Genomic DNA, 25,467 nt, shown 5'->3' on the forward strand with positions numbered 1-25,467 from the left:
AGGTCGATTCTCCCGACGAGTGTGACAACCTCGGTCGTAACCCGGATCTTCCCGTGCGGTCCTTACCTATTCTCCCCTGCCGGCGAGGTCCCGCAGCCGACGGGTCTGTGCCTCCCGCTCGGCGCGCTGCTGGTCGGCGTGCGACCGCCCGGCCGCACCGGCGAGCAACGCCTTGATCTCCACCACCGCGTCACGGGCCCCGGAGAGCAGGCCGGCGGTCAGGTCCCGCACCGCGCCGTCCAACTCGGCCGGGGGCACGACCAGGGTGGCTAGCCCGATCCGGTCCGCCTCGGCCGCGTCCAACCGACGGCCGGTGGCACAGATCTCCAGCGCCCGCGCATAGCCGACCAACTCGACGAGGCGTTTCGTGCCGGCCAGGTCGGGCACCAGGCCGAGCGTCACCTCGGCCATCGAGAACTTCGCGTCCGCGGAGAGCACGCGCAGGTCACAGGCGAGCGCAAGCTGGAAGCCAGCACCGATCGCGTGACCCTGCACGGCCGCCACGGAGACGACATCCGGCCGATGCAGCCAGGTGAAGCCGGCCTGAAACTCCGCGATGCGCTCGGCGCACTCCTGCTCGGGCAGCGTGGCCAGCTCAGCGAACGACCCCGGCCCGGAGGCACCAGCCACCGCGAGATCGAGGCCGGCGGAGAACGCGCGACCCTCACCCCGGACCACCACCACCCGCACGTCGCCGGGCAGCTCACGAGAGAAGTCGCTCATCGCTCGCCACATCGCGGGCGTCTGGGCATTGAGCACGTCGGGCCGGCACAACGTCACCGTGGCGACCGGCCCGTCGCAAGTCAGCCGAACCCCGGTAGCCTCGGCGGTCACCGGACGTCCCGGGGAGCGGCGCTGGTGGACGACGCTGAGGGGCGGGTCACGCCTTCTTGCGGCGCCGGGCACCACCGCGCTGACGCAGCTGCACGCCGGACTCGGTGAGCACTCGGTGGATGAACCCGTAGGAACGGCCGGTCGAGGCCGCCAACGCGCGGATGCTCTCCCCCGAGGTGTACCGCTTTACCAGGTCCTTGGCGAGCGTCTGACGCTCGGCTCCGACGATCCGGCGACCTTTCTCAGTGCTGGTGGCTGTGCCAGTGGCTGCCATGCTGTGTCCTCACGTCCCAGACTGTGCGGTTCGGATACGGTCCCACCTATTAGACCGCCTCGAACGATCATGCGCCAGATATCAACTCTTCGCCAACCGACACGCTATGCAATGTCAGCTTCCCGATAGCGTGATCCTGGCGATCGGGCCCGCCGCCTCGTCCGGGCGTACCACCGCAGGGTGTTGGCGGCTGCCGACGACCCGTAGCCTGCGGTCGTGATCGACCTGTTGAGCACCGCGGCCGGCGCGGCCGTGGTCTTCGCGGCCACCGACATCGACGACATCGTCATCCTGACGCTGTTCTTCGTCGCGGCCCGCACCACCGGCCGACCCCGCCGATGGGAAATTGTCGCCGGGCAATACCTCGGCATCGGCGCGCTCGCGCTGGCCAGTGCGGTGATCGCGGGTGGGCTCCTGGTGGTTCCGGACCCGTGGACGGGGCTGCTCGGCCTGCTGCCGATCGCGCTGGGCGTGCGCGCGCTGCGGGGCTCCGGCGACGACGAGGCGCCCGTGGTGGTCACCGGAGCGCTTGGCGTGGCCGGGGTGACGATCGCGAACGGCGCCGACAACGTGGCCGTCTACGTACCCGTCTTCCGGGCTCTCGGCGTCGCCGACAGCGCGGTCTTCCTGCTGGTCTTCGTGCTGCTCATCGCGGTGTGGTGCGCCGCCGGGGCCTGGTTGGGCGGGCACCGGAGGGTGGTCCGCCTGGTCGAGCGCGCCGGGGCCTGGCTGGTGCCGACGATCTTCATCGCCATCGGGGTGGTGATCCTGGTCAGCTCCGGCGTGCTCGGCCGACTGGCCGACCTGCTCGGTTGAGCGCAGGCCGGGCCTCAGCGCGGTCCGGGCCGGCGTCGGTCAGGCCAGCTCGACCAGCTCGAGCAGGTCGTCGCTCCAGGCGTCCTCGTCGCCGTCGGGCAGCAGGATCGCCCGGTCCGGCTTGAGCGCCAGCACCGCACCTGGGTCGTGGGTGACCAGGACGATCGCACCCGGGTAGTTGGCGATGGCGTCGAGCACCTGCTCCCGGCTGACCGGGTCGAGGTTGTTCGTCGGCTCGTCGAGCAGCAGCACGTTGGCGCCGGAACAGACCAGGGTGGACAGGGCCAGCCGGGTCTTCTCGCCGCCGGAGAGCACCCCGGCCGGCTTGTTCACGTCGTCACCGGAGAAGAGGAACGCGCCGAGGATCTTGCGCAGGTCGGTGTCGGACTGTTCGACGGCGGCGGCGCGCATGTTCTCCAGCACCGTGCGCTCCACGTCAAGCGTCTCGTGCTCCTGGGCGTAGTAGCCCAGCCGCAGGCCGTGCCCCGCGTGCACCTCGCCGGTGTCCGGGGTGAGCAGCCCGCCGAGCATCCGCAGCAGGGTCGTCTTTCCGGCGCCGTTGAGGCCGAGGATGGCCACCCGGGAGCCGCGGTCCACCGCCACGTTGACGTCGGTGAAGATCTCCAGCGAGCCGTACGACTTGGACAGGCCGGTCGCGGTGAGCGGGGTCTTGCCGCACGGCGCGGGGTTGGGGAAGCGCACCTTGGCCACCCGGTCGGAGACCCGCACCTCCTCCAGGCCGGAGATCAGCTTCTCGGCCCGACGGGCCATGTTCTGCGCGGCCACGGTCTTGGTGGCCTTGGCCCGCATCTTGTCGGCCTGCGCCATCAGCGCGCCGGCCTTCTTCTCCGCGTTGGCCCGTTCCCGGCGGCGACGCCGCTCGTCGGTCTCGCGCGCCTCCAGGTATGCCTTCCAGCCCAGGTTGTAGACGTCGACGACCGAGCGGGTGGCGTCGAGGAACCAGACCTTGTTGACCACCGACTCCAGCAGCGCGCCGTCGTGGGAGATCACGATCAGGCCGCCCTTGTGGTTGGCGAGGAAGCCGCGCAGCCAGGTGATCGAGTCGGCGTCGAGGTGGTTGGTCGGCTCGTCGAGCAGCAGGATGCCGCCGCCGTTCTCGCCCGCGTCGCGGAACAGGATCCGGGCCAGCTCGATGCGCCGACGCTGACCGCCGGAGAGAGTGCCGATGGTCTGCGCGAGCGCCCGGTCCGGCAGGCCGAGGTTGGCGCAGATCCGCGCGGCCTCGGCCTCGGCCGCGTACCCGCCCAGGGCGGCGAACTGGTCCTCCAGCGCGCCGTAGCGACGGACCAGCTTCTCGCTGGGGTCCCCGGCGAGGCGGGCCTCGACCTCCTGCATCTGCGACATCAGCACGTCCAGGCCGCGCGCCGAGAGCACCCGGTCGCGGCCGGTCACCTCCAGGTCGCCCGTGCGCGGGTCCTGCGGGAGGTAGCCGATGGCGCTGCGGGTGTCGATCTGGCCGGCGTACGGCTGCCCCTCGCCGGCGAGCACCTTCAGCGTGGTGGTCTTGCCGGCGCCGTTGCGACCGACCAGGCCGATCCGATCACCGGGCTGCACGCGCAGGGTGGTGTCGGACAGCAGGATCCGGGAACCGGCACGCAGTTCCAGGCCGGTGGCAGTGATCATGTATTCGGGCTCGCTCTCGGGGTCTGGAAGGCTGACTCGGGGCACGCGAAACGGCCGGCGGGCTCAAGGGGCCCGACGGCGCGGGGCGGTTCAGCCTTCGCAGCGCAGCACCCGACAAGTGTACCGGGCGCTGTCGGACGCCCTACCCGGATTACCGATCAAGATCATCGGGTACCGGAACGCCTGTCCGGACCCCGTCCGGCACTGAAGAGACGAAAAGGCACACAAACGACATTCATCGGTACACGGCGATCGGGGTCACCCATGGAACTCAACGAGCGGGCCGAAATCGACACCTCCCAGGTCAACGACGTGGGCCGCGGTGGCGGATCCGGCGGCGGCATCGGCATCCCGATCCCCGGTGGCGGCGGTCGAGGCGGCATCATCGGCATCGTGGTGGCCGTGCTCATCGCGCTGCTCGGCGGCGGTTTCGGCCTCAACGCCATGACCAACGGCGACGAGGGCCCCCAGGCCGGCGGCACCGACCTGGAGCAGCTCTGCTCCACCGAGAACCCCGAACGTCTCGACGACGCGCGCTGCCGCAACGCGCTCTACGTCAACAGCATCCAGGGCTACTGGCAGAAGGCGTACCCGGAGCTGGGCAGCGGGAAGTACGAGCCGACCGACACCAACTTCTTCCAGGCCGCCGTGAACACCGGCTGCGGGCAGGCCGACTCGGGCGTCGGCCCGTTCTACTGCCCCGCCGACAAGCACGTGTACATCGACCTGAGCTTCTACGACGAGCTGGCGTCCCGGTTCGGGGCCAAGGGTGAGTTCGCCCAGCCGTACGTCCTCGCGCACGAATACGGCCACCACATCCAGAACCTGCTCGGCACCAACGCGAAGGCCGGCCAGGGCGACCAGAGCGGCCCCCGCTCCGCCTCCGTACGGCTGGAGTTGCAGGCCGACTGCTACGCCGGCGCCTGGGCCAAGCACGCCACCGAGAGCAAGGACAAGACCGGCCAGGAGCCGCTGTTCAAATCGATCACCCCGGCCGACATCAGCGAGGCCGTGCAGGCCGCCGAGGCGATCGGCGACGACAGCATCCAGGAACGCTCCGGCGGGCAGGTCAACCCCGACCAGTTCACCCACGGCACGTCCGAGCAGCGCAAGCGCTGGTTCACCCAGGGCTACGACGGCGGCGACCCGAAGACCTGCGACACCTTCGGCACCGACCAGCTCTGAAACTAGCCTCGGTCGCCGTCCCCGCCGATCATGGAGTTGTGGTGCCCGGTATGGGTCGACGAGCAACTTTCGTCCACCACCACAACTCCATGATCGACCCGGGCGGGGCGGAGCGGGGCGGAGCGGGCGGAGCGGGGCGGGTTAGTTCGGCTTGGAGACCTGGTAGTGACTGATGAGCCAGTCTTCGTCGATCCGGCTTAGCAGCACGCCCAGGTGGACCGTCAGCGACGGGCGGTCGGTGAAGCCGAACTCCACCTCCAGGTAGCCGAGGACCAGGTCGTCGGCGAGACGCCGGGTCTCCCGGATCTCGTAGGCGGCGGTCAGGCCGAGCGGCTGGGCGGCGTAGTACGCGGCAACCCCGGCACGGCCGACGGTGTACGGGTACAGCCCCTGAAAGATCGCGTCATCGGTGAAGTACGACGCGACCCGGTCCGGCTCGTGGGCGTCGACCGCCGACTTCCACCGGTCGAGGACGGTACGCAGGATCTGCGCCTCGGACATGATGATCTCCCTGGGAGTGTTGCGGCCACGGTTACCGGGGCGATGCGCCCATCCTCGGACCGTCAGCACGGCAGCACACCGGGAACGCCGATCTCCCTCCGTCGAGCGCCACGGTCAGTCGGGTGCCGGGTCGCGCAATCGGATCCGTACCGCACGGGCCGCGCCCACCGCCGCGACCAGCACCGCGTGCCGGGGCTCCGGCACGTCGAGCAACCGCTCCGCTCGCAGCGGCACGAGCGGGGCCAACCGTCGGTCGGCCAGCACGGTGTCCACCGCCCGCCGGTCACCGCCGCAGACCACCGCGTCGAGCGTCGCCGCCTGCGGCAACAGCAGCCGTACGGCCAGATCCGCCGCGTCACCCAGCGCCGCCTTGGCCTGGTTGTCGCGACGCCGGGCGAACCGATGCTGCGACCAACCGCCCGCCGCGGTGCGCCCCTGGACGTACCGGGTGTCCACCTTGGAGACGACGAGGTCGGTGCCCTCGGCCACTCCGATCGCCACCGCACCCTTGCGGGCCAGCAGCAGGCCGATCCGGCGGGGCAGGACGGCGCCGGCCACGAACCCGGCCACCTCGTCGCTGGCCGGCGAACCCGGCGGGGCGTACAGCTCGGCGGTTGCTCCGTCCGGGGCGGCGAGCAGCAGGCCGTACTCCCGGGTGCTGGTGATGGGCGGGCCGTGCCGGTCGGCGAAGCCCTCGACCCAGCGGCCGACGCGGGCCGGGTCGACCTCGACCCACCGGCCTCCGCCGGCTGCGGGTCGACTGGTCACCGCCCGACCGTACGGCACCGCGAGCCCGTCCGGGCCCCCGGGCCGGTCAGGTCTGCCGCAGCGCGGCCACCGCCAGCGCGGCGATGAGCACGCTGGAGACCACGCCGGTGACAAGCCGGCCGCGCGGCCCGGTCAGTGCCTGGCCGACCACGGTGCCGCCACCGGCGATGAGCAGTTGCCAGCTCGCCGACGCCAGCAACACGCCCACCACGAACAGCGCCGCGGAGACCGCGTCGGCGTCGGCGGTGTCCCGGCGGCCGAGCACCAGCGCGGCGAAGTAGAGCACCGTTGTCGGGTTCAACAGGGTCAGCCCGAGCAACGCCGCGTAGGCCCGACCGGGAGTGCTCAGACCCCGACCGGCATGCGTCGTCGGAGCACGTCGCGAGCGATGGGCGGCCCAGGCCCGGTGCAGACCGTGCGCGGCGAGACCCAGCAGGACCACGGCGGCGACGACCCGCAGTGGCCCGGCGACCGGCGCGATGACCCCGGCCAGGCCGGCGCCGCCGAGCACGGCCACCGCCGCGTAGAGCCCGTCGGCCGTCGCCACGGCGAGCGCTGCGGCCGCACCAACCCGAAACGAGGTACGGGCGCTGAGCCCCAGAATGAGAATCGCGATCGCGCCGACGGGTATGGCGACGCCGTAGCCGGCCACGAGACCGGCGAGGAACGCGCCGCTCACGACGGCGGGCGAGGGATCGAGGCGGGCCCGGGCACGGTGCGCTGTCGACGCACGGCTGCGGCCGCACGGACAGGAACCTGCTTCGGGTACGCCTCAATCACCCCGTCATCCTGACCGCCGAAGCCGCACCCGCGCCATCGGATTTCCCGCCCCACGCGCGTCGCCCGCGTTGGGGGCATGCACGATCTCGGGGCCGAGCCGCGGCTTTCAGGCGGTCAGTCGGGGGTCGCGACCGAGGTAGGAGAGCAGGGCGGCGACCTCGTCGGCCTCCGGAGCGGAGTCGATCGCCGGGGCGTACGCGCCATAGGCCCGCAGCGGCTCGACGATCTGCCGGGCCACCACCAGCAGGGGGCGGGCAAGTTCGACGCCGAGCGGGGACGACTGGCCGGTGGCCACCGCGATGTCCCAGGCGTGCACCGCCGCATCCAGGGCGCACGCTACGGCGCCGACCTTGGCCGGCAGCTTGCCCTGAGGCAGCGGCGTGGGCACCTCCGCGTCGTCGTCGGCGACACCCTGCCAGGCCCGAGCGGACGCGTCGAGGGCAGCGCGCAGGCTGGCCAACTTGTCACCGTCGACCCGACCCGAGGGCGTGAACGGGTCCTCCGCCGGCCCCGGCCCGCCGTCGATCGCCGCCGCGAAGGCGAGCTGGTCGCCGACCGCGTGCTGAAGCACCTGGGTGACGTTCCACCGCTCGCACGGGGTGGGCTGCTCCCAGGCGTCGGCCGGAACCCCCTCGACGGCCGTCCGAAGCGCCTCGTGCGCCTCTTCGAGCACGATCCGCCACTGCCCCGCTGCCATCTCGCTCATCGTCCTGCCCTCTCTGCCGGCCTTCAGCGAGCTACCCCACCCGCTGCCGGATCGGAATGTTCCGCTCCGCTCAGTAAGACCAGCTTAGCAGACCGGAACGATCCGTTCCACTACCTTCCCGCGCTGCCTGGAAACACGTCGAGCGCGGCACCCGGATGGGTACCGCGCTCGACGAAGTGGAATCGGGTCAGACGTTGAAGCCCAGCGAGCGGAGCTGGTCGCGACCCTCGTCAGTGATCTTGTCCGGGCCCCACGGCGGGAGCCACACCCAGTTGATCCGGATGTCGTTGACCAGGCCGCCGCCGGGGCCGGTGGTCAACGCCTGCCGGGTCTGGTCCTCGATCACGTCGGTCAGCGGGCAGGCCGCCGAGGTGAGCGTCATGTCCAGGGTGGCGACGTTCTCGTCGTCGACGTGTACGCCGTACACGAGGCCGAGGTCGACCACGTTGATGCCGAGCTCCGGGTCGACGACGTCCTTCATCGCCTCCTCGATGTCGGCGATCACGGCCTTGCTGACGCCGCCCGCAGGGGCAGCGGCGTCACCGGTCGTCGCGGCGTCGGTCTGCGGCACCACTGTGGTGTCACCGGCCTCCGGCGTCGCCTCAGTAGCCGTATTTTCGCTCATGCCTTCACCTCCGGGCTCACGCCCACACCGGCGCGTGCCGCGGCGTCCTTGAACGCCATCCACGGCAGCAGCGCGCACTTGACCCGGGCGGGGTAACGGGCCACACCCGCGAAAGCAACCCCGTCACCGAGCACGTCCTCGTCCGGCGTGACCTGGCCACGTCCGGACATCAACTCCACGAACGCCTCGTGCACCTCGAATGCTTCCCCAGCGCCGCGGCCACGCAGCAACTCGTGCAGCACGCTCGCCGAGGCCTGGCTGATCGAGCAGCCCATCCCGTCGTACGAAATGTCGTGCAGCACGTCGCCGTTGGTGGCCACCCGGACGGTGACCTCGTCACCGCAGGTCGGGTTGACGTGGTGCGCCTCCGCGACCTGGTCACCCGGGTCGTCGGCGTCGCGTAGGCCACGCCCGTGTGGGCGCTTGTAGTGGTCCAGGATGATCTCCTGGTAGAGCTGGTCGAGCTGCATCAGTCGAACACCTTCCGCACCTGCTCCAGACCGGCCACCAGAGCGTCGATCTCCTCGGTGGTGGTGTAGAGGTAGAACGAGGCCCGGGTCATCGCCGGGACGCCGAACCGGCTGCACACCGGCTTGGCACAGTGGTGGCCCACCCGCACCTGCACGCCGAGCGAGTCGAGCACCTGACCCACGTCGTGCGGGTGCACGTCACCCAGCGCGAACGAGATGGTGCCGCCCCGGCCCACCGGCACGGTCGGGCCGAAGATCCGCAGGTCCGGCACCGAGCCGAAGGCATCCAGCGCGTACGCCGTCAGCTCCTTCTCGTGCCACTGGATGGCCTGCATTCCGATGCCGGTCAGGTAGTCGACCGCCGCACCGAGCGCGACCGCCTCGGCGATCGGCGGGGTGCCCGCCTCGAAACGGGCCGGCGGCGCGGCGAACGTCGAGCGGGCCATGGTGACCGTCTCGATCATCGAGCCGCCGCCGAAGACCGGCGGCATGGCCGCCAGCAGTTCGCCTCGACCCCAGAGCACGCCGATCCCGGTCGGGCCGCACATCTTGTGCCCGGTGAAGACGATGTAGTCGGCGTCCAGGTCGACCACGTCGATGGGCAGGTGCGGCACCGACTGCGAGCAGTCCAGCAACAGCAGCGCGCCCACCTCGCGCACCCGCGCGGTGATCCGGGAGGTGGCGTTGACGGTGCCGAGGATGTTGGACATGTGCACCAGCGAGACGATCTTCGTCCGTTCGGTGACCAGATCCTCCAGGCCCGACTCGTCCAACCGGCCCTGGTCGGTGACCGGGAACCAGCGCAGGGTCGCGCCGGTCCGCTCGCAGAGCAGCTGCCACGGGACGATGTTCGAGTGATGCTCCATCTCGGAGATCACCACCTCGTCGCCCGGGCCGAGCCGGAAACGGGGGTCGGCATCCGGGCGCAGCGAGGCGTTCGAGAAGGCGTACGCCACGATGTTGATCGCCTCGGTGGAGTTCTTCGTGAACACCACCTCGTCGGTGCTGGGGGCATTGATGAACGCGGCGATCTTCGCCCGCGCGCCCTCGTACGCCTCGGTGGCCTCGGTGCCAAGGGTGTGCACCGAACGCGACACGTTGGCGTTGTGCCGCGCGTAGTGCTCGTCGAGCACGTCGAGCACCTGGCGCGGTTTGTGCGAGGTGTTGGCGCTGTCGAGGTAGACCAGCGGGTGTCCGTTGACCTCCCGACCGAGGATCGGGAAGTCGGCGCGCACCCGGGCCACGTCGAAACGCGGCACGTCGTCGTACTGCGGCATCCCCGCAGGGATCACGATGCTGGTCATCTCGGCAGCGCCTCTCCCACTCAGGCCTTGGCCGTGCCGGCCCCGGCGGCGTACCGCTCGTAGCCCTCGGCCTCAAGCTTGTCGGCCAGCTCCGGGCCGCCCTGCTCGACGATCCGGCCGGCCACGAAGACGTGCACGAAGTCCGGCTTGATGTAGCGCAGGATCCGGGTGTAGTGGGTGATCAGCAGCATGCCGGTGTCGCCGTTGTCGCGGACCCGGTTGACGCCCTCGCTGACCACGCGCAGCGCGTCCACGTCGAGACCCGAGTCGGTCTCGTCGAGGATGGCGATCTTCGGCTTGAGCAGCTCCAGCTGGACGATCTCGTGCCGCTTCTTCTCACCACCGGAGAAGCCCTCGTTGACGTTGCGCTGGGCGAACGCCGGGTCCATCTGCAGGCGCTCCATCGCACCGCGCAGCTCGCCGCCCCAGGTGCGAAGCTTCGGCGCCTCGCCGTCGATGGCGGTCTTCGCGGTGCGCAGGAAGTTGGCCACCGAGACGCCGGGCACCTCGACCGGGTACTGCATGGCCAGGAAGAGGCCGGCGCGGGCACGCTCGTCGACAGTCATGGCCAGCACGTCTTCACCGTCGAGGGTCACCGAACCGCCGGTGATCTCGTACTTGGGGTGACCGGCGATCGAGTACGCCAGGGTGGACTTGCCGGAGCCGTTCGGGCCCATGATCGCGTGAGTCTCGCCCGACTTCACGGTCAGGTCGACGCCGGCCAGGATCGGCTTGAGCTCACCCTCGGGCAGCTTGACCGACACCTTCAGGTCGCGGATCTCCAGGGTGCTCATTATCGGGTCACTCCATTACTCGGCGTCAGGCTGAGGTAGATGTCGCCGTCGCGGACTTCGACGGGGTAGACGGGGACGGGTTCGGTGGCGGGCAGGCCGGAGGGCTGCCCGGTGCGCAGGTCGAAGCGCGAGCCGTGCAGCCAGCACTCCAGGGTGCAGCCGTCGACCTCGCCCTCGGAGAGCGCGACCGCGGCGTGCGAGCACTCGTCGTACGCGGCGTAGAAGTTGCCGTCCTCGCCGTGCACCAGGGCGATCGGAGTGCCGTCGACGTCCGCGCTGATCGCGGTGCCCTTCGGCACGTCCTCGGTGGAGCAGAGTCGGATCATCAAGCGCCCGCCTTGGTCAGGCGGGCCTCGATCGCGTCGCCGAGGCGCTCGCGCAGCGACTCCACCGGGATCTTGTTGATCAGCTCGGCGAAGAAACCACGGACCACCAGACGGCGGGCCTCACTCTCCGGGATGCCCCGGGCCATCAGGTAGAACAACTGCTCGTCGTCGAAGCGGCCGGTCGCGCTGGCGTGGCCGGCGCCGGCGATCTCGCCGGTCTCGATCTCCAGATTGGGTACGGAGTCCGCACGCGCGCCGTCGGTGAGCAGCAGGTTCCGGTTGATCTCGTACGTGTCGGTGCCGGTCGCCTCGGCCCGGATCAGCACGTCGCCCACCCAGACGGTGTGCGCGTCGGCACCCTGCAGGGCGCCTCGGTAGCCGACGTAGCTGCGGCAGTCCGCGACGGTGTGGTCGACCAACTGCCGGTGCTCCAGGTGCTGGCCGGAGTCGGCGAAGTAGACGCCGTACAGCTCGGCCTCGCCACCCCGACCGGTGTATTCCACGCTGGTGAACTGCCGCACCAGGTCGCCACCGAGGGAGACCTGGATGTGGATGATCTTGGCGTCCCTACCCAGCTTGATCTTCAGGTGCTGGGCCTGGACCGCGTCGTCGGCCCAGTCGGCGACCGTGACCAGCGTCAACTTCGCGCCGTCGGCCACGGCGACCTCGACGTTGTCGGCCAGCGTGGCCGACCCGACGTGCTCCAGCACCAGAGTCGCCTCGGCGAACCGGCCCACCTCGACGAAGGTGTGACCGAACGCCGGCTGCTCGATGCCCTCGCCGACCACCCGCAGGCGCAGCGGCTCGCCGAGCACCACGTCTTGGGCCACCCGCACCAGCAGGGCATCGGCGGCGGCGCCGTAGGCCAGCGCGCTGACCCGGTCGACCGGCGTCAGCACACTGCCGATGCGCTCGTCGTCGCGGCCGACACGGGTGATGGCGACGCCCTCGGGCAGGTCACCGTACTCGTGCCGGACCGCGCCGGTCGCGGCCGGCACGTCGGCAGTCAGGCCGCGCAGGCGCTTGAGCGGGGTGAAGCGCCACTCCTCTTCCAGGCCGGTGAGGGCCGGGAAGTCGGCGACGTCGTACGAACGCAGCGCCTGCGACTTGGTGCTGGGCGGCGCGGAAGCCTGGGTAGTCATTTCTTCCTTGGTCTGTCTGTTCCGTGACGACGAGGTTGGGGCCGGGTGCGGGCGGGCCGACGTTCCGGCCCGCCCCGCGGGAGCGGCGGCGTCAGCCGACCGCGCCCTCCATCTGAAGCTCGATCAGGCGGTTGAGTTCCAGGGCGTACTCCATCGGGAGCTCCTTGGCGATCGGCTCGATGAAGCCGCGCACGATCATGGCCATCGCCTCGTCCTCGCTCAGACCCCGGCTCATCAGGTAGAAGAGCTGGTCGTCGCTGATCTTGGAGACGGTCGCCTCGTGCCCCATCGACACGTCGTCCTCGCGGATGTCGACGTACGGGTAGGTGTCCGAGCGGGAGATGGTGTCGACCAGCAGCGCGTCGCACTTGACCGTGCTCCGGCTGTGGTGCGACCCCTCCAGCACCTGCACCAGACCCCGGTACGAGGTGCGGCCGCCGCCACGGGCGATCGACTTCGACACGATGGTCGAGGAGGTGTGCGGCGCGGCGTGCACCATCTTGGCGCCGGCGTCCTGGTGCTGACCCTCGCCGGCCATCGCCACCGAGAGCACCTCGCCCTTGGCGTGCTCGCCGGTCATGTAGACCGCCGGGTACTTCATGGTCACCTTGGAGCCGATGTTGCCGTCGACCCACTCCATGGTCGCGCCCTCGTGGCACACAGCGCGCTTGGTGACCAGGTTGTAGACGTTGTTCGACCAGTTCTGGATGGTCGTGTAGCGGCAGCGCGCGTTCTTCTTGACGATGATCTCCACGACCGCGCTGTGCAGCGAGTCGGAGGAGTAGAGCGGCGCGGTGCAGCCCTCGACGTAGTGCACGTACGCGCCCTCGTCGACGATGATCAGCGTCCGCTCGAACTGGCCCATGTTCTCCGTGTTGATCCGGAAGTAGGCCTGCAGCGGAATCTCCACGTGCACGCCCTTCGGCACGTAGATGAACGAGCCACCGGACCACACGGAGGTGTTCAGGGCGGCGAACTTGTTGTCGCCGACCGGGATCACCGTGCCGAAGTACTCCTTGAAGACGTCCTCGTGCTCGCGCAGCGCCGTGTCGGTGTCCAGGAAGAGCACGCCCTGCTCCTCAAGGTCCTCACGGATCTTGTGGTAGACGACCTCCGACTCGTACTGCGCCGCGACACCGGCGACCAGGCGCTGCTTCTCCGCCTCCGGGATGCCCAGCCGGTCGTAGGTGTTCTTGATGTCCTCGGGCAGGTCCTCCCAGCTGGTGGCCTGCTTCTCGGTCGACCGCACGAAGTACTTGATGTTGTCGAAGTCGATCCCGGTGAGGTCCGCTCCCCAGGCCGGCATCGGCTTACGGCCGAACAGCCGCAGGCCCTTCAGCCGCAGGTCGAGCATCCACGCCGGCTCACTCTTCTTGGCCGAGATGTCCCGCACCACCGCCTCGTTGATGCCGCGCTGGGCGACCGCCCCGGCGGCGTCCGGGTCGGACCAGCCGTACTCGTACCGGCCCAGGGCGGCGAGCTGCTCTTCCTGGGTCAGGGGCTGGACGATCTGCTCGGTCATCTATCTGTCCTCACAGTGGTGACGGGATTACCGGATTGAGCGCGGCCCGGCTGAGTCGGGATGTGCGTGGTGCACACCCCGTCGCCGTGCGCGATGGTGGCCAGACGCTGCACGTGGGTGCCGACCAGACGGGAGATAACCGCGGTCTCGGCCTCGCACAGCTGGGGAAACTCGGCGGCCACGTGCGCCACCGGGCAGTGGTGCTGACAGAGCTGGCCGCCGGAGGCGATCGTGGTCGCGTTGGCAGCGTAACCCTCGGCGGTGAGAGCCGCGGCGAGTGCCTCGGCTCGTGCGAGAGGGTCGTCGCCGGCGTCCTCCATGGCCGCCCGACAACGGGACTCGAGAGCCGACACCTGCTCGGTGGCGAACGCCTCGACTGCGTCCGAACCGCCGCTGCGGGCGATCCAACGCAACGCGGCGGTGGCCATGTTGTCGTAGTGGTGTGTGCCACAGCGGACCCGGGCGGCCTCGGTCAGCAGGAACACCTTGGCCGGACGGCCCCGACCACGGCTGCCCTGCACGGTCTGCTCGCGGGCGTACACGTCACCGTCCGCGAGCATCGCGTCCAGGTGCCGGCGGATCGCCGCCGGGCTGAGCCCGAGGGCCACGCCGAGCTGTGCGGCGGTGGTGGCACCCCGCTCCAGCAGCAGCTGGGTGACCCGGTCGCGGGTGGAGATCTCGGCCGCCGCCGCACCGGCGAGGGCGGCCGCAGTGGTCACGACGGGCGCGGACACTGGCGCACCGAGGGCCGGTACGGCCGTCGGTTGGTGCCCAGAGAGCGCCGCCGCGTTTTTCACAACGCCAACGTTACGTAATTACCCGGAGGGTCGCAAACTGTGGCCCCGGTGATCCGAACCACCGCGCCAACGGAGTCGGACGAACCTCGATCACTACGGTGCGTAGGATTTGCGCCGTGAACCGATTCGTCCCCCCGGTCTCCGGCATCCTGCTGCGCCGCCTCGCGCTCGCCTCGATCATTGCGAACGTGGGCATCGTCGTCACCGGCGGGGCCGTCCGGCTGACCGCCTCAGGCCTCGGCTGCCCCACCTGGCCCCGGTGCACCGACGACTCGTACGTCACGACGCCCGAAATGGGCGTCTACGGGGTGATCGAGTTCAGCAACCGCATGTTGACCTTCGCGGTGGCGCTGATCGCGTTGGCCACCGTGCTGGGCGTGCTGGCCCACCGGCCCCGCCGACCCGGGCTCCTCGCACTGGCCGTCGCGGTGTTCCTGGGCATTCCCGCCCAGGCGGTGATCGGCGGTTTCACCGTGCTCACCAACCTCAACCCGTGGGTGGTCGGGCTGCACTTCCTCGCCTCGATGGGGGTGATCGCCGCCGCGTACGCCCTCTGGCGGCGCGTCGGCGACCCCGACGGCCCGACCGTGGCCGTGGTGCCCGCACCGCTGCGCGCGCTGGCCCGGGTCACCACCGGCGTCACCGTCGCCGTGCTGGTCGTCGGCACCTGGGTCACCGGCAGCGGCCCGCACGCCGGCGACCACGGCGCCGCCCGCAACGGGCTCGACCCGGAGTCGATCTCGCAGGTGCACGCGGACGGGGTCTTCCTGCTGATCGGGCTGTCGGTGGCGCTGATCTTCGCGTTCCGCGCCGTCGGCGCGCAGCGGGCCACCCGTGCCGCGATCGTGCTGGTCGCCGTGGAGTTGGGTCAGGGCCTGATCGGCTTCGTGCAGTACTTCACCCACGTGCCGGCGCTCCTGGTCGGCGCGCACATGCTCGGCTCCTGCCTGGTGCTGCTGGCCACCCTGTCGGTGCAGTGGTCGACCCGGGAACGCCACTCGGTGGCGCCGGCACCGCAGGGCACCCAGACCGAAGCCCCCACCCCCGTGCCGGTCACCGCCTAACCCACGCCCGCGACCGCTACCGCTACCGCGCCGAGATCGCACCCGCGCCGGAGATCGTGCTCGAACCAGGAAGTAGTGGCTTCGCAGCGCGCCGACACCACTACAACTGGGATATTGCGCGATCTTGACGGCGCGGACGCGGCGCGTAGAGCAACTGCCGTCGTCCGGGTCGAGGTCGACCAGCTCGGCGCAGATAACAAGAGCGACCCGGGGTTTCCCCCGGGTCGACTGGTAGTGGTCGGTCAGTTCAACTGCTATCTCAGCGGGCCATCGTGCGCCGGGCCATCGACCGCCACAGGTCGTTGCTCGGACGCATCTGGTCCATCAGTTCACGCTCCCAGGCGTTCTCGACGGTGACTCCCGCCTTGGCGCACGCCTCCCGGGCGGTGACGGTGTCGTCGGCGAACTGGTCGCCCCACTCACCGTCGGAACCCACCAGGACGATTCGCGCGCCACGCTTGCCGACGTACTCGATGACCGCCTTCGCGCCGCCGTGTCCGGCGGCGAACGCCTTGAGGCCGGCGACCAGGCCGTGGGGCGCCTGCTCGCCAGCGGTCTGCTCGGCCGTCAGCGTCGTATCGGAACCATCTGCCATGACGCGAAGCCTAAGCAGAGTTGCACTCCGTCGGGCGAGAACCATGAAGCTTTTGTGATGCCAATTACCTAGAGGTTTAAGGATGAGCACAGGTTTCCTGTCCGATTATATGCGGACTTTTGCGCTCAAAGCACGTCGGCAAACCGCCACCCAACCGCCCTAGGTTGAGCCGATCCGACTCATGCCGAAAGTTACTCTGATGTGACCTTAAAGCCGGACAACTCATCCACGTCCATCATTAGTCAGCAGATCATCGACGCCCATCGCCAGCGGCGCAGAGCGCAGCGCGGCGGCCGACCAGAACCACGAAGACGACCGGCAGAGCAGCGCTGCGCGATTCGACCGACACAAAGCACCGCGGCAAACCCCGCAGGGCAGAGCCGGGGAACGCCTCAGATCAGCGCGTCGAGCGCGACGGCCACGAAGACGATCGTCAGGTACGTCGTCGACCAGTGGAACAGCCGCATCGGCTTGACCGCCTCGCCGCGCGTCGCCCGCCGGCAGAGCCGGTGCGCCTCGACCACGAAGATGGCGCCCACCACCAGGGTCGGCACCCCGTAGATCGCGCTGAGCCCCAGCGGCCAGACAGCCAGGGAGGTAAGCACGGTGAGCCACGCGAAGATCAGGATTTCGGCGTTCACCCGGCGGACCGAGGCCACCACCGGCAACATCGGGATGCCGGCGCGGGCGTAGTCGTCCTTGTACTTCATGGCGAGCGGGTAGAAGTGCGGCATCTGCCAGAAGAAGACCACCGCGAAGAGCCCCCAGGCCGCCGGCGCCAGCGAGCCGGTCACCGCAGCCCAGCCGATCAGCACCGGGGCCGCCCCGCAGGCGCCACCCCAGAAGGTGTTCGTCGGGGTGGAGCGCTTGAGCCACAGGGTGTAGACGAGGTCGTAGTAGGCGATCGCCGCGAGGGTCAGGCCGGCGGCCAGCAGGTTGGTGAAGGTCGCCATCAGGGCCACCGACACCGCCGCCAGCACCAGGCCGAAGATCAGCGCGCTTCGCGGCGACACGGTGTGCGCCGGCAGCGGCCGACGCTTGGTACGCCGCATCAGCTGGTCGATGTCGCGGTCGATGTAGCAGTTGAGGACGCTGGCTGCCCCGGCGGCGAGCGAGCCGCCGATCAGCACGATGGCCATCAGCCACAGCGACGGCAGCCCACCCTCGGCGAGCATCATCGCCGGGACGGTGGTGACCAGCAGCAGCTCGACGATCCGTGGCTTGGTGAGCGCCACGTACGCCGAGATGACGCCGCGCACGTCCCGCCGGGCCACCGGGCCCTCGGCCGCCCGCGCCGGGTGCTGCCCGGCCGGGTTGCTCGCGGGGCGCTCGGTGATCATGCTCACGGATTGCCACCTTCCGGCATCGGCACGGGGAGATCGGATTGGCCGGGCCCGATTGGGTCCGCACACCGACCCACACACTACGCGTCGTCGTTTTGGCTGCCCGGCCGACCCGACAACGGTGCGGGCCGTCACACCACCGGGTTGAACCGAGCAGCCAGATCGTCACGTAGCGCACACCATGCACAGATCCCTGGGCGCACGTTTAGGGACGCTCGATAAGGTCATCGGTGAGGGTTCCGCCCATCTGCCGAGGAGCACAACCATCGTGGCTGCCAAACGACCCGAGCACTCCGCACTGAACTGGTCCGACCTCGATCGCCGGGCCGTAGATACCGTCCGCGTGCTGGCCATGGACGCCGTAGAGAAATCCGGCAACGGCCACCCGGGCACCGCGATGAGCCTCGCGCCCGCGGCGTACCTCCTCTTCAACCGCGTCATGCGGCACAACCCGGCCGATCCGAACTGGCCCGGTCGGGACCGGTTCGTCCTCTCCGCCGGGCACTCCAGCCTGACGCTCTACATCCAGCTGTTCCTGTCGGGTTACCCGCTGAGCCTGGAAGACCTCAAGTCGCTGCGGCAGTGGGGCTCGCAGACGCCGGGTCACCCGGAGCACGGGCACACGCCGGGCGTGGAGACCACCACCGGCCCGCTCGGGCAGGGTCTGGGCAACGCGGTCGGCATGGCCATGGCGGCCCGCCGCGAGCGCGGCCTGTTCGACCCCGAGGCCGAGCTGGGCGCGTCGGTCTTCGACCACGACATCTGGTGCATCGTCTCCGACGGTGACATCGAGGAGGGCATCAGCCACGAGGCCAGCGCCCTCGCCGGGCACCAGCAGCTGGGCAACCTCACGGTGATCTACGACGACAACGAGATCTCCATCGAGGACGACACCCGCATCGCCAAGAGCGAGGACGTGGCGGCCCGTTACGAGGCGTACGGCTGGCACGTGCAGACCGTCGACTGGCGCAGTGGCGACGCCGACCAGGGCGACTACCACGAGGACGCCGAGGCGCTGTACGCGGCGCTGCTGGCCGCCAAGGCGGAGACCGGCCGCCCCTCCTTCATCGCGCTGCGCACCATCATCGGATGGCCTGCGCCCAACAAGCAGAACACCGGCAAGATCCACGGCTCGGCGCTCGGCGCCGACGAGGTGAAGGCCACCAAGCGGATCCTCGACTTCGACCCGGAGCAGACCTTCCAGGTCGACGAGGACGTGCTCAGCCACGCCCGCACGGTGATGAGCCGCGGCTCCGAGGCGCAGCAGGAGTGGACCACCGGGTTCGACGCCTGGAAGAAGGCCAACCCGGAGCGCACCGCGCTCTACGAGCGGTTGGCTGGCCACGTACTCCCCGATGGCTGGACCAACGCGTTGCCGGTCTTCCCGGCGGACGCCAAGGGGGTGGCCACCCGGGCCGCCTCCGGCAAGGTGCTGGAGGCGCTCGCGCCGGTGCTCCCGGAGCTGTGGGGCGGCTCGGCCGACCTGGCCGAGAGCAACAACACCACCATGAAGGGCGAGCCGTCGTTCATCCCGGCCACCCACGCCACCAAGGACTTCCCCGGTCACGAGTACGGCCGCACGCTGCACTTCGGCATCCGTGAGCACGCCATGGGCGCGATCCTCAACGGCATCGCCCTGCACGGCGGCACCCGCCCGTACGGCGGCACGTTCCTGGTGTTCAGCGACTACATGCGTCCGTCGGTGCGGCTGGCCGCGTTGATGAAGCTGCCGGTGACCTACGTGTGGACGCACGACTCGATCGGCCTCGGCGAGGACGGCCCGACCCACCAGCCGGTGGAGCACCTGACCGCGCTGCGCGCCATCCCGGGCCTGGACGTGGTCCGTCCGGCCGACGCCAACGAGACGGCCTGGGCCTGGCGGCAGGCGCTGGAGCACACCGACCGGCCCACCGCGTTGGCGCTGAGCCGTCAGCCGCTGCCGACCATGGACCGCGACGTCCTGGGTGGCGCGGAGGGCGTGGCCAAGGGCGGGTACGTGCTGGCCGAGGCGTCCAACGGCAAGCCTCAGGTGATCATCGTCGGCACCGGTTCCGAGGTGCAGCTCTGCCTGACCGCCCGGGAGCGGCTGGAGGCCGACGGCACCCCGACCCGGGTCGTCTCGATGCCCTGCCAGGAGTGGTTCTACGAGCAGGACGAGGCGTACCGGGAGTCGGTGCTCCCACGCGGGGTAAAGGCACGGGTGAGCGTGGAAGCGGGCATCGCGATGTCCTGGCGCGGTGTCGTCGGTGACCTGGGCGAGAGCGTCAGCCTGGAGCACTACGGGGCGAGCGCCCCGCACACCGTGCTCTTCGAGCAGTTCGGGTTCACCCCCGACCGGATCGTGGCGGCAGCACACGCCTCGCTGGCCCGGGTGGGCGACATCACCGGTTTCACGACCGGCAACTGAGGGAGCGTGGATGGCATGACGGACAAGCTGAATGAGCTCACCGCCGCGGGTGTGGCGGTCTGGCTCGATGATCTTTCCCGGGTGCGTTTGAGCTCTGGCGGGCTGGACCAGCTGCGCCGCGAGAAGCACGTGGCCGGCGTCACCACCAACCCGACGATCTTCGCCAAGGCGCTGAGCGACGCCGACGAGTACAACTGGCAGCTGCGCGACCTCGCCACCCGTGGCATCGAGGTCGAGGAGTCGGTGCGCATGCTCACCACGTACGACGTACGGTGGGCCTGCGACGTGATGCGCCCGTCTTACGACGGCAGCGCCGGCGTCGACGGCCGGGTCTCCATCGAGGTGGACCCCCGGCTGGCACACGACAGCGACAAGACCGTGGCCGAGGCCAAGGCGCTGTGGTGGCTTGTCGACCGTCCCAACCTCTTCATCAAGATCCCGGCCACCGAGGCGGGCCTCCCGGCGATCACCGCCACCCTGGCCGAGGGGATCAGCGTCAACGTCACGCTGATCTTCGGTCTGGACCGCTACTCGGCGGTCATGGAGGCGTTCCTCGCCGGGCTGGAGCAGGCCAAGGCGAACGGCCACGACCTGTCGAAGATCGGCTCGGTCGCGTCGTTCTTCGTCTCCCGGGTCGACTCCGAGGTCGACAAGCGGCTCGAGAAGATCGGGTCCGACCAGGCCAAGGCCCTGAAGGGCAAGGCCGCCATCGCGAACGCGCAGCTGGCGTACGAGCGCTACACCGAAATTTTCTCCTCGGACCGCTGGAAGGCGCTCGCCGCCGCCGGCGCGCACCCGCAGCGGCCGCTGTGGGCGTCCACCTCGACGAAGAACCCGGACTACCGGGACGTCATCTACGTCGAGGAGCTGATCGCCCCCGGCACTGTCAACACCATGCCGGAGTCGGTCATCCACGCGTACGCCGATCATGGCGAGACCCGTGGCGACACCATCACCGGCGCGTACGACGCGGCCCGCAAGGTCTTCGCGGACCTGGAGTCGGTCGGGGTGGACATGGACGACGTGATCGCCACCCTGGAGCGCGAGGGCGTGGAGAAGTTCGAGGCCAGCTGGCAGGAGCTGCTCGACGGCGTTCGCAAGTCCCTGGAGGCGGCGGCGAAGGGCAAGGGCTCGCCGAACAAGGCCGCCAAGGGCAACGCGAAGGCCGCCGAGAAGGCCGGTGGCAACGCATGAGTGAGCGCAGCGAGCGAATCAGCAAGCTCAGTGCGAAGGTGCCTCATGACGACACGCAGCGAAGCGGAGTGACGGCATGAGCGACCTACTTAGTGGGCCGGTGGAGGCAGCCGCCGGGCTCGCCGTGTACGGCGCGGACGCGGTCGACAAGTCCGCGCCGGCCTCGACCCGGGACGCGCTGGTCAAGGCCGGCGTCCCGGGCAAGTTGGCGGGCAAGGACGCGAGCCTCTGGGGTCCGGACGCCGAGGCCGAGGCGAAGATCCGGCTGGGCTGGGTGGACACCCACCGGCGCAGCCGTGAGCTGCTCGTGCAGTTGGCCGAGCTGACCGCGGAGTTGGCCGACCTGGACCACGTGGTGCTCGCCGGAATGGGTGGCTCGTCGCTGGCCCCCGAGGTGATCACCCGGACGCTGGGTCGCCCGCTGACCGTGCTGGACACCACCGACCCGGGCCAGGTCCGGGCGGCGCTCGGTGACCGGCTGGAGCGCACCGTCGTGGTGGTGGCCAGCAAGTCCGGGTCGACGGTGGAGACCGACAGCCACCGGCGCGCCTACTGGCAGGCGTTCCTGGACGCCGGGATGACCGAGGCGGAAGCAGGCCGGCACTTCGTCATCGTCACCGACCCGGGTTCGCCGCTGGAGGCCACCGCGGCCGAGATGGGCGCGTTCACCGTGCTCGCCGACCCGAACGTCGGCGGTCGGTACTCGGCGCTCACCGCGTTCGGTCTGGTGCCCTCGGCGCTGGCCGGGGTCGAGGTCGCGGAGTTGCTCGACCAGGCCGACGCGCTGGCCGCGTCGCTCGGCGCGGACCAGAACAACCCGGCGCTGGCGTTGGGCGCCGCCCTGGGCGCGGCGGCCACGCTGGCCCGTGACAAGGTCGCCCTGGTCTCCGACGGCACCGGCATCGACGGGCTCGGCGACTGGGCCGAGCAGTTGATCGCCGAGTCGACCGGCAAGGCCGGGGTGGGCATCCTCCCGGTGGTCGTGGAGTCCCCGCAGAGCCCCGGCGCCTCTGGCGCGGACGTGCTGACCGTCAGCTACGGCGGCGCGCTGGCCCCCGATGCCGTTCCGGGCGGCGGCGCCGAGCCAGACGTGGCTGTCAACGGCCCGCTGGGCGCGCACTTCCTGGCCTGGGAGTACGCCACCGCGGTGGCCGGCGTGGTGCTCGGCATCGACCCGTTCAACCAGCCGAACGTCACCGAGTCCAAGGAGAACACCAACAAGATCCTGGCCTCGGGCCTGCCGGCGGAGACGCCGACGTTCACCGAGGGTGCGATCGAGGTGTACGCCCCGCAGGGCGCCCCCGGGGATCTGGCCGGCGTGCTGCGCTGGCTGCTCGACGGGCTGGGCGACGACGGTTACCTCGCGGTGATGGCGTACCTCGACCGGTTCGCCGACGCCGACGCGGCCCGGCTGCGGCCGCTGCTGGCCCAGGCGGGTGGGCGGCCGGTCACCTTCGGCTGGGGTCCCCGGTTCCTGCACTCGACGGGCCAGTACCACAAGGGCGGCCCGCAGGTGGGCAGCTACCTTCAGGTGACCGGCGCGGTCGCCGAGGACCTGGCGGTGCCGGGCAAGCCGTACACCTTCGGTGAGTTGCAGGCGGCGCAGGCCGCCGGTGACCGGCAGGCCCTCGCCGGGCGGGAGCGGCCGGTGCTCCGGTTGCACCTGACCGACCGGGCCGCCGGTGTCGCCCAACTGCTCGACGCAGCCGGTGATCTGCGGGCGTGAGGATGGACGACGTGACTGAAGCGCGAAGCGACGTGGCTGCGGTGAACCCGCTGCGCGATCCGCAGGACCGCCGGTTGCCCCGGATCCCGGAGCCCTGTGCTCTGGTGATCTTCGGGGTGACCGGCGACCTGGCCCGCAAGAAGCTGCTCCCCGCGGTCTACGACCTGGCCAACCGGGGTCTGCTGCCGCCCGGCTTCGTGGTGCTCGGCTTCGCACGCCGCGACTGGGGCGACGGCGACTTCGAGACGTTGGCCTGCGAGGCTGCCCGCAAACACGCCCGCACCCCCTGGCGGGACGAGGTGTGGGCGCGGCTGGCCGGCAACATCAAGTTCGTTCCTGGGTCGTTCGACGACGACGCCGCCTTCGACACCCTCGCCGCGACGCTTGACGACCTGCGCCAGACGCACGGCATCGCCGGCAACGCGGCGTTCTACTTCTCCATCCCGCCGGCCGCGTTCCCCGTGGTGCTCAAGCAGCTGGCCCGCACCGGAATGGCCGACAACAACAAGTCCGGCGGCTGGCGTCGGGTGGTGGTGGAGAAGCCGTTCGGCAACGACCTGCCCTCGGCGAAGGCGCTCAACGACCTCGTCGACGACGTGTTCACCCGGCAGGACGTCTTCCGGATCGACCACTACCTGGGCAAGGAGACGGTCCAGAACATCCTCGCCCTGCGGTTCGCCAACAACCTGTTCGAGCCGCTGTGGAACTCCAAGTACGTCGACTCGGTGCAGATCACCATGGCCGAGGACGTCGGCATCGGCACCCGTGCCGGCTTCTACGACACCGTCGGCACCGCTCGTGACGTCCTGCAGAACCACCTCCTGCAACTTCTCGCCCTGGTGGCGATGGAGGAGCCGACCAGCTTCGACGCCGACGAGATCCGGGCCGAGAAGCTGAAGGTACTCAAGGCCATCACCCTGCCCAAGGACGTCGCCCGGGACACCGTGCGCGGTCAGTACCTGCCCGGCTGGGTCGGCGGCGAACGCGCCGTCGGTTACCTGGACGAGCGGGACGTCCCCACCGACTCCACCACCGAGACGTACGTGGCGGTGCGGCTGGGCATCCAGAACCGCCGCTGGGCGGAGGTGCCGTTCTACATCCGGGCCGGCAAGCGGCTGCCCCGGCGGGTCACCGAGGTCGCCATCATGTTCAAGAAGGCGCCGCACCTGCCGTTCAACGACGCCGACATGGAGTCGCTGGGCAACAACCAGCTGGTCATCCGGGTACAGCCGGACGAGGGCGTGGTGCTCAAGTTCGGCTCGAAGGTGCCGGGCACCACCATGGAGGTCCGCGACATCGCGATGGACTTCCAGTACGGCGAGGCGTTCACCGAGTCCAGCCCCGAGGCGTACGAGCGTCTGGTGCTGGACGTGCTGATCGGCGACCGCACCCTGTTCCCGGACGCGGCCGAGGTCGAGCAGAGCTGGCAGGTGATCGACCCGCTGGAGCACGCCTGGGTGGGCACCACGCCGGAGCCGTACCGGGCCGGCGAGTGGGGCCCACGGGCCTCCGACGAGATGCTGGCCCGCGAGGGCCGCGCTTGGAGACGAGCATGATCGGGCTGTGGGACACCACCGGCAACGAGGTCGTCAAGGCGCTCGCCGCCGAACGGCGCAGCGCCGGTGGGGTGGCCAGCGGCATGGCGCTCACCCTCATCGTGGTCGTGGACGAGAAGCGGGTCCGGGAGGCGGAGGCGGCGGCGACGATCGCCGCCGCCGCGCACCCGTGCCGGCTCGTGGTGGTGGTGCGCTCGGAGATCGAGCGGGACCGCAACCGTCTGGACGCCGAGATCGTGGTCGGTGGCCGGCTCGGCCCGTGCGAGGCGGTGGTCACCCGGATGTACGGCCGGCTGGCCCTGCACGCCGAGTCGGTCGTGATGCCGCTGCTCGTTCCCGACGTGCCGGTGGTCACCTGGTGGCACGGCGAGCCGCCGGCGGAGATCGCCACCGACTTCCTCGGGGTGGTGGCCGACCGGAGGATCACCGACTCCGCGCAGGCCGCCGACCCGGTGGAGGCGCTGCGGCAGCGTGCCCGGGACTACGCCCCGGGCGACACCGACCTGGCGTGGACCCGGATCACCCCGTGGCGCACCCTGGTCGCGGGGGCGTTCGACACCACCAGCGCCCAGGTCACCGAGGCGACAATCGTCGCGCCGCCCACCGACCCGACGGCGGCGCTGATGGCCGGTTGGCTGTCCAGCCGGCTCGGCATCACCCCCCGTCGGGTGGACAGCGACGAGTTCCCTCGGATGCGGGAGGTGCAGCTCAACTGCGCCAACGGCGACCAGCTGACGCTGACCCGCGAGGACAGCATGGCGGTGTTCCGGCGGACGGGTCAGGACGACCGGGCCCTGCCGCTGGTTCGTCGCCCGCTCGGTGACGAATTGGCCGAGGAGCTGCGCCGTCTGGACGCCGACCAGGTGTACGCGGAGGCGCTGGGCGCGACGGTCGGGCTGCGGGGGCTGGAGCAGCGCCCCCCGCAGCGGGTCCACGTCTGGAAGGATCCGGCCACCGCGAAGCGCGCCGAGGCCGGGGTCACCGCACACGCCGGCACCAGCGGCCAGGGCTGAGCACAGCCAAGTCACCACGTCGGGCAGGGCCGGCACGCACCGGCCCTGCCCCGCAACCTCCGGGGTTTTCGCCCCACCACC

25 protein-coding genes are annotated in these 25,467 nt (G+C 70.4%); 8 read left to right on the forward strand and 17 right to left on the reverse strand.

Translation table 11 applies throughout. The annotated features are described in order from the left end of the window. Positions 1-66 precede the first annotated feature (66 nt). Together IF46_RS0128875 and IF46_RS0128880 are read right to left on the reverse strand one after the other, a co-directional pair. On the reverse strand, positions 67-834 hold the full coding sequence (locus IF46_RS0128875) for an enoyl-CoA hydratase/isomerase family protein (protein WP_030491553.1): 768 nt from the start codon (positions 832-834) through the stop codon (positions 67-69). A 46-nt stretch (positions 835-880) separates the two neighbouring features. Further along, positions 881-1,108, reverse strand: coding sequence for a helix-turn-helix domain-containing protein (locus IF46_RS0128880; RefSeq protein WP_007462679.1), 228 nt, complete (start codon positions 1,106-1,108; stop codon positions 881-883). Positions 1,109-1,324: 216 nt separating this feature from the next. On the opposite strand from IF46_RS0128880, the gene IF46_RS0128885 reads away from it, so the two are divergent. Beyond that, the gene (locus tag IF46_RS0128885) at positions 1,325-1,924 is read left to right on the forward strand and encodes a cadmium resistance transporter (protein WP_198041563.1); all 600 of its coding nucleotides are present in this window, start codon (positions 1,325-1,327) and stop codon (positions 1,922-1,924) included. Between the two features lie 39 nt (positions 1,925-1,963). Here the strand turns inward: IF46_RS0128885 and IF46_RS0128890 are convergent, their stop codons facing one another. Continuing rightward, positions 1,964-3,568 carry an ABC-F family ATP-binding cassette domain-containing protein gene (locus IF46_RS0128890; RefSeq protein WP_030491555.1) on the reverse strand — a complete coding sequence of 535 codons (1,605 nt, stop codon included), beginning with the start codon at positions 3,566-3,568 and terminating at the stop codon, positions 1,964-1,966. A gap of 264 nt (positions 3,569-3,832) precedes the next feature. Here IF46_RS0128890 and IF46_RS0128895 point away from each other — a divergent pair, with 264 nt between their 5' ends. Then, a complete protein-coding gene (locus IF46_RS0128895) occupies positions 3,833-4,753 on the forward strand; it encodes a neutral zinc metallopeptidase (protein WP_030491556.1) in 921 nt (306 codons plus the stop codon). 141 nt (positions 4,754-4,894) lie between these two features. Here IF46_RS0128895 and IF46_RS0128900 read toward each other — a convergent pair whose 3' ends face one another. From IF46_RS0128900 to IF46_RS0128955, 12 genes are all read right to left on the reverse strand, one after another. Next, positions 4,895-5,254 carry a YybH family protein gene (locus tag IF46_RS0128900; protein ID WP_030491557.1) on the reverse strand — a complete coding sequence of 120 codons (360 nt, stop codon included), beginning with the start codon at positions 5,252-5,254 and terminating at the stop codon, positions 4,895-4,897. Between the two features lie 114 nt (positions 5,255-5,368). Continuing rightward, positions 5,369-6,022: an acVLRF1 family peptidyl-tRNA hydrolase gene (locus tag IF46_RS0128905; protein WP_030491558.1), complete on the reverse strand. Its 654-nt coding sequence runs from the start codon at positions 6,020-6,022 to the stop codon at positions 5,369-5,371. Positions 6,023-6,068: 46 nt separating this feature from the next. Then, complete coding sequence (locus IF46_RS0128910) at positions 6,069-6,701, reverse strand: LysE family transporter (RefSeq protein ID WP_030491559.1); 633 nt, start codon at positions 6,699-6,701, stop codon at positions 6,069-6,071. Between the two features lie 207 nt (positions 6,702-6,908). Continuing rightward, on the reverse strand, positions 6,909-7,508 hold the full coding sequence (locus IF46_RS0128915) for a TIGR03086 family metal-binding protein (RefSeq protein WP_030491560.1): 600 nt from the start codon (positions 7,506-7,508) through the stop codon (positions 6,909-6,911). Between the two features lie 187 nt (positions 7,509-7,695). Next, positions 7,696-8,133 carry a metal-sulfur cluster assembly factor gene (locus IF46_RS0128920; protein WP_030491561.1) on the reverse strand — a complete coding sequence of 146 codons (438 nt, stop codon included), beginning with the start codon at positions 8,131-8,133 and terminating at the stop codon, positions 7,696-7,698. After that, complete coding sequence (gene sufU / locus IF46_RS0128925) at positions 8,130-8,603, reverse strand: Fe-S cluster assembly sulfur transfer protein SufU (protein WP_030491562.1); 474 nt, start codon at positions 8,601-8,603, stop codon at positions 8,130-8,132. The genes IF46_RS0128920 and sufU overlap by 4 nt, the downstream gene beginning before the upstream one ends. After that, on the reverse strand, positions 8,603-9,907 hold the full coding sequence (locus IF46_RS0128930) for a cysteine desulfurase (RefSeq protein WP_030491563.1): 1,305 nt from the start codon (positions 9,905-9,907) through the stop codon (positions 8,603-8,605). The genes sufU and IF46_RS0128930 overlap by 1 nt, the downstream gene beginning before the upstream one ends. A 20-nt stretch (positions 9,908-9,927) precedes the next feature. Continuing rightward, positions 9,928-10,701: a Fe-S cluster assembly ATPase SufC gene (gene sufC / locus IF46_RS0128935; protein ID WP_030491564.1), complete on the reverse strand. Its 774-nt coding sequence runs from the start codon at positions 10,699-10,701 to the stop codon at positions 9,928-9,930. Beyond that, the gene (locus tag IF46_RS0128940) at positions 10,701-11,027 is read right to left on the reverse strand and encodes a non-heme iron oxygenase ferredoxin subunit (protein WP_030491565.1); all 327 of its coding nucleotides are present in this window, start codon (positions 11,025-11,027) and stop codon (positions 10,701-10,703) included. The genes sufC and IF46_RS0128940 overlap by 1 nt, the downstream gene beginning before the upstream one ends. Further along, entirely contained in the window at positions 11,027-12,169 is a 1,143-nt protein-coding gene (sufD, locus tag IF46_RS0128945; RefSeq protein WP_030491566.1) for a Fe-S cluster assembly protein SufD, read from the reverse strand. The genes IF46_RS0128940 and sufD overlap by 1 nt, the downstream gene beginning before the upstream one ends. A 91-nt stretch (positions 12,170-12,260) precedes the next feature. Then, positions 12,261-13,691 (reverse strand): Fe-S cluster assembly protein SufB, encoded by a 1,431-nt coding sequence (gene sufB / locus IF46_RS0128950; RefSeq protein WP_030491567.1) that lies wholly within the window; start codon positions 13,689-13,691, stop codon positions 12,261-12,263. Then, positions 13,688-14,488: a helix-turn-helix transcriptional regulator gene (locus IF46_RS0128955; protein ID WP_420063602.1), complete on the reverse strand. Its 801-nt coding sequence runs from the start codon at positions 14,486-14,488 to the stop codon at positions 13,688-13,690. Before IF46_RS0128955 ends, sufB begins: the two co-directional genes overlap by 4 nt. A gap of 98 nt (positions 14,489-14,586) precedes the next feature. Between IF46_RS0128955 and IF46_RS0128960 the strand changes: the two genes are divergently transcribed. After that, complete coding sequence (locus tag IF46_RS0128960; RefSeq protein WP_157563622.1) at positions 14,587-15,552, forward strand: COX15/CtaA family protein; 966 nt, start codon at positions 14,587-14,589, stop codon at positions 15,550-15,552. A 259-nt stretch (positions 15,553-15,811) separates the two neighbouring features. Here the strand turns inward: IF46_RS0128960 and IF46_RS0128965 are convergent, their stop codons facing one another. Then, positions 15,812-16,147: a hypothetical protein gene (locus tag IF46_RS0128965; RefSeq protein WP_030491570.1), complete on the reverse strand. Its 336-nt coding sequence runs from the start codon at positions 16,145-16,147 to the stop codon at positions 15,812-15,814. A 392-nt stretch (positions 16,148-16,539) separates the two neighbouring features. Then, positions 16,540-17,493 carry a heme o synthase gene (locus IF46_RS0128970; protein WP_030491571.1) on the reverse strand — a complete coding sequence of 318 codons (954 nt, stop codon included), beginning with the start codon at positions 17,491-17,493 and terminating at the stop codon, positions 16,540-16,542. 265 nt (positions 17,494-17,758) lie between these two features. On the opposite strand from IF46_RS0128970, the gene tkt reads away from it, so the two are divergent. From tkt to IF46_RS0128995, 5 genes are all read left to right on the forward strand, one after another. Beyond that, positions 17,759-19,897 (forward strand): transketolase, encoded by a 2,139-nt coding sequence (gene tkt, locus IF46_RS0128975; RefSeq protein ID WP_030491572.1) that lies wholly within the window; start codon positions 17,759-17,761, stop codon positions 19,895-19,897. A gap of 15 nt (positions 19,898-19,912) precedes the next feature. Next, positions 19,913-21,091 carry a transaldolase gene (gene tal, locus IF46_RS0128980; RefSeq protein ID WP_030491573.1) on the forward strand — a complete coding sequence of 393 codons (1,179 nt, stop codon included), beginning with the start codon at positions 19,913-19,915 and terminating at the stop codon, positions 21,089-21,091. Positions 21,092-21,167: 76 nt separating this feature from the next. Further along, a complete protein-coding gene (locus IF46_RS0128985; RefSeq protein ID WP_030491574.1) occupies positions 21,168-22,817 on the forward strand; it encodes a glucose-6-phosphate isomerase in 1,650 nt (549 codons plus the stop codon). A gap of 2 nt (positions 22,818-22,819) precedes the next feature. Beyond that, complete coding sequence (gene zwf / locus IF46_RS0128990) at positions 22,820-24,373, forward strand: glucose-6-phosphate dehydrogenase (RefSeq protein WP_030491575.1); 1,554 nt, start codon at positions 22,820-22,822, stop codon at positions 24,371-24,373. Beyond that, a complete protein-coding gene (locus IF46_RS0128995) occupies positions 24,370-25,386 on the forward strand; it encodes a glucose-6-phosphate dehydrogenase assembly protein OpcA (protein ID WP_030491576.1) in 1,017 nt (338 codons plus the stop codon). Before zwf ends, IF46_RS0128995 begins: the two co-directional genes overlap by 4 nt. The last annotated feature ends 81 nt before the right edge of the window (positions 25,387-25,467 follow it).

The organism is Micromonospora chokoriensis (assembly GCF_000718555.1).
GTDB classification, from domain to species: domain Bacteria; phylum Actinomycetota; class Actinomycetes; order Mycobacteriales; family Micromonosporaceae; genus Micromonospora; species Micromonospora chokoriensis_B.

Coding starts and splice junctions, on each gene's coding strand:
- IF46_RS0128900 (WP_030491557.1), bottom strand. CDS start 5,254: ATGTCCGAGGCGCAGATCCTGCGTACCGTCCTCGACCGGTGGAAGTCG.
- IF46_RS0128930 (WP_030491563.1), bottom strand. CDS start 9,907: ATGACCAGCATCGTGATCCCTGCGGGGATGCCGCAGTACGACGACGTG.
- IF46_RS0128890 (WP_030491555.1), bottom strand. CDS start 3,568: ATGATCACTGCCACCGGCCTGGAACTGCGTGCCGGTTCCCGGATCCTG.
- IF46_RS0128895 (WP_030491556.1), top strand. CDS start 3,833: ATGGAACTCAACGAGCGGGCCGAAATCGACACCTCCCAGGTCAACGAC.
- IF46_RS0128880 (WP_007462679.1), bottom strand. CDS start 1,108: ATGGCAGCCACTGGCACAGCCACCAGCACTGAGAAAGGTCGCCGGATC.
- IF46_RS0128965 (WP_030491570.1), bottom strand. CDS start 16,147: ATGGCAGATGGTTCCGATACGACGCTGACGGCCGAGCAGACCGCTGGC.
- IF46_RS0128920 (WP_030491561.1), bottom strand. CDS start 8,133: ATGAGCGAAAATACGGCTACTGAGGCGACGCCGGAGGCCGGTGACACC.
- sufD (WP_030491566.1), bottom strand. CDS start 12,169: ATGACTACCCAGGCTTCCGCGCCGCCCAGCACCAAGTCGCAGGCGCTG.
- IF46_RS0128985 (WP_030491574.1), top strand. CDS start 21,168: ATGAGCGACCTACTTAGTGGGCCGGTGGAGGCAGCCGCCGGGCTCGCC.
- IF46_RS0128915 (WP_030491560.1), bottom strand. CDS start 7,508: ATGAGCGAGATGGCAGCGGGGCAGTGGCGGATCGTGCTCGAAGAGGCG.
- zwf (WP_030491575.1), top strand. CDS start 22,820: ATGGACGACGTGACTGAAGCGCGAAGCGACGTGGCTGCGGTGAACCCG.
- sufB (WP_030491567.1), bottom strand. CDS start 13,691: ATGACCGAGCAGATCGTCCAGCCCCTGACCCAGGAAGAGCAGCTCGCC.
- tal (WP_030491573.1), top strand. CDS start 19,913: ATGACGGACAAGCTGAATGAGCTCACCGCCGCGGGTGTGGCGGTCTGG.
- sufC (WP_030491564.1), bottom strand. CDS start 10,701: ATGAGCACCCTGGAGATCCGCGACCTGAAGGTGTCGGTCAAGCTGCCC.
- sufU (WP_030491562.1), bottom strand. CDS start 8,603: ATGCAGCTCGACCAGCTCTACCAGGAGATCATCCTGGACCACTACAAG.
- IF46_RS0128940 (WP_030491565.1), bottom strand. CDS start 11,027: ATGATCCGACTCTGCTCCACCGAGGACGTGCCGAAGGGCACCGCGATC.
- IF46_RS0128995 (WP_030491576.1), top strand. CDS start 24,370: ATGATCGGGCTGTGGGACACCACCGGCAACGAGGTCGTCAAGGCGCTC.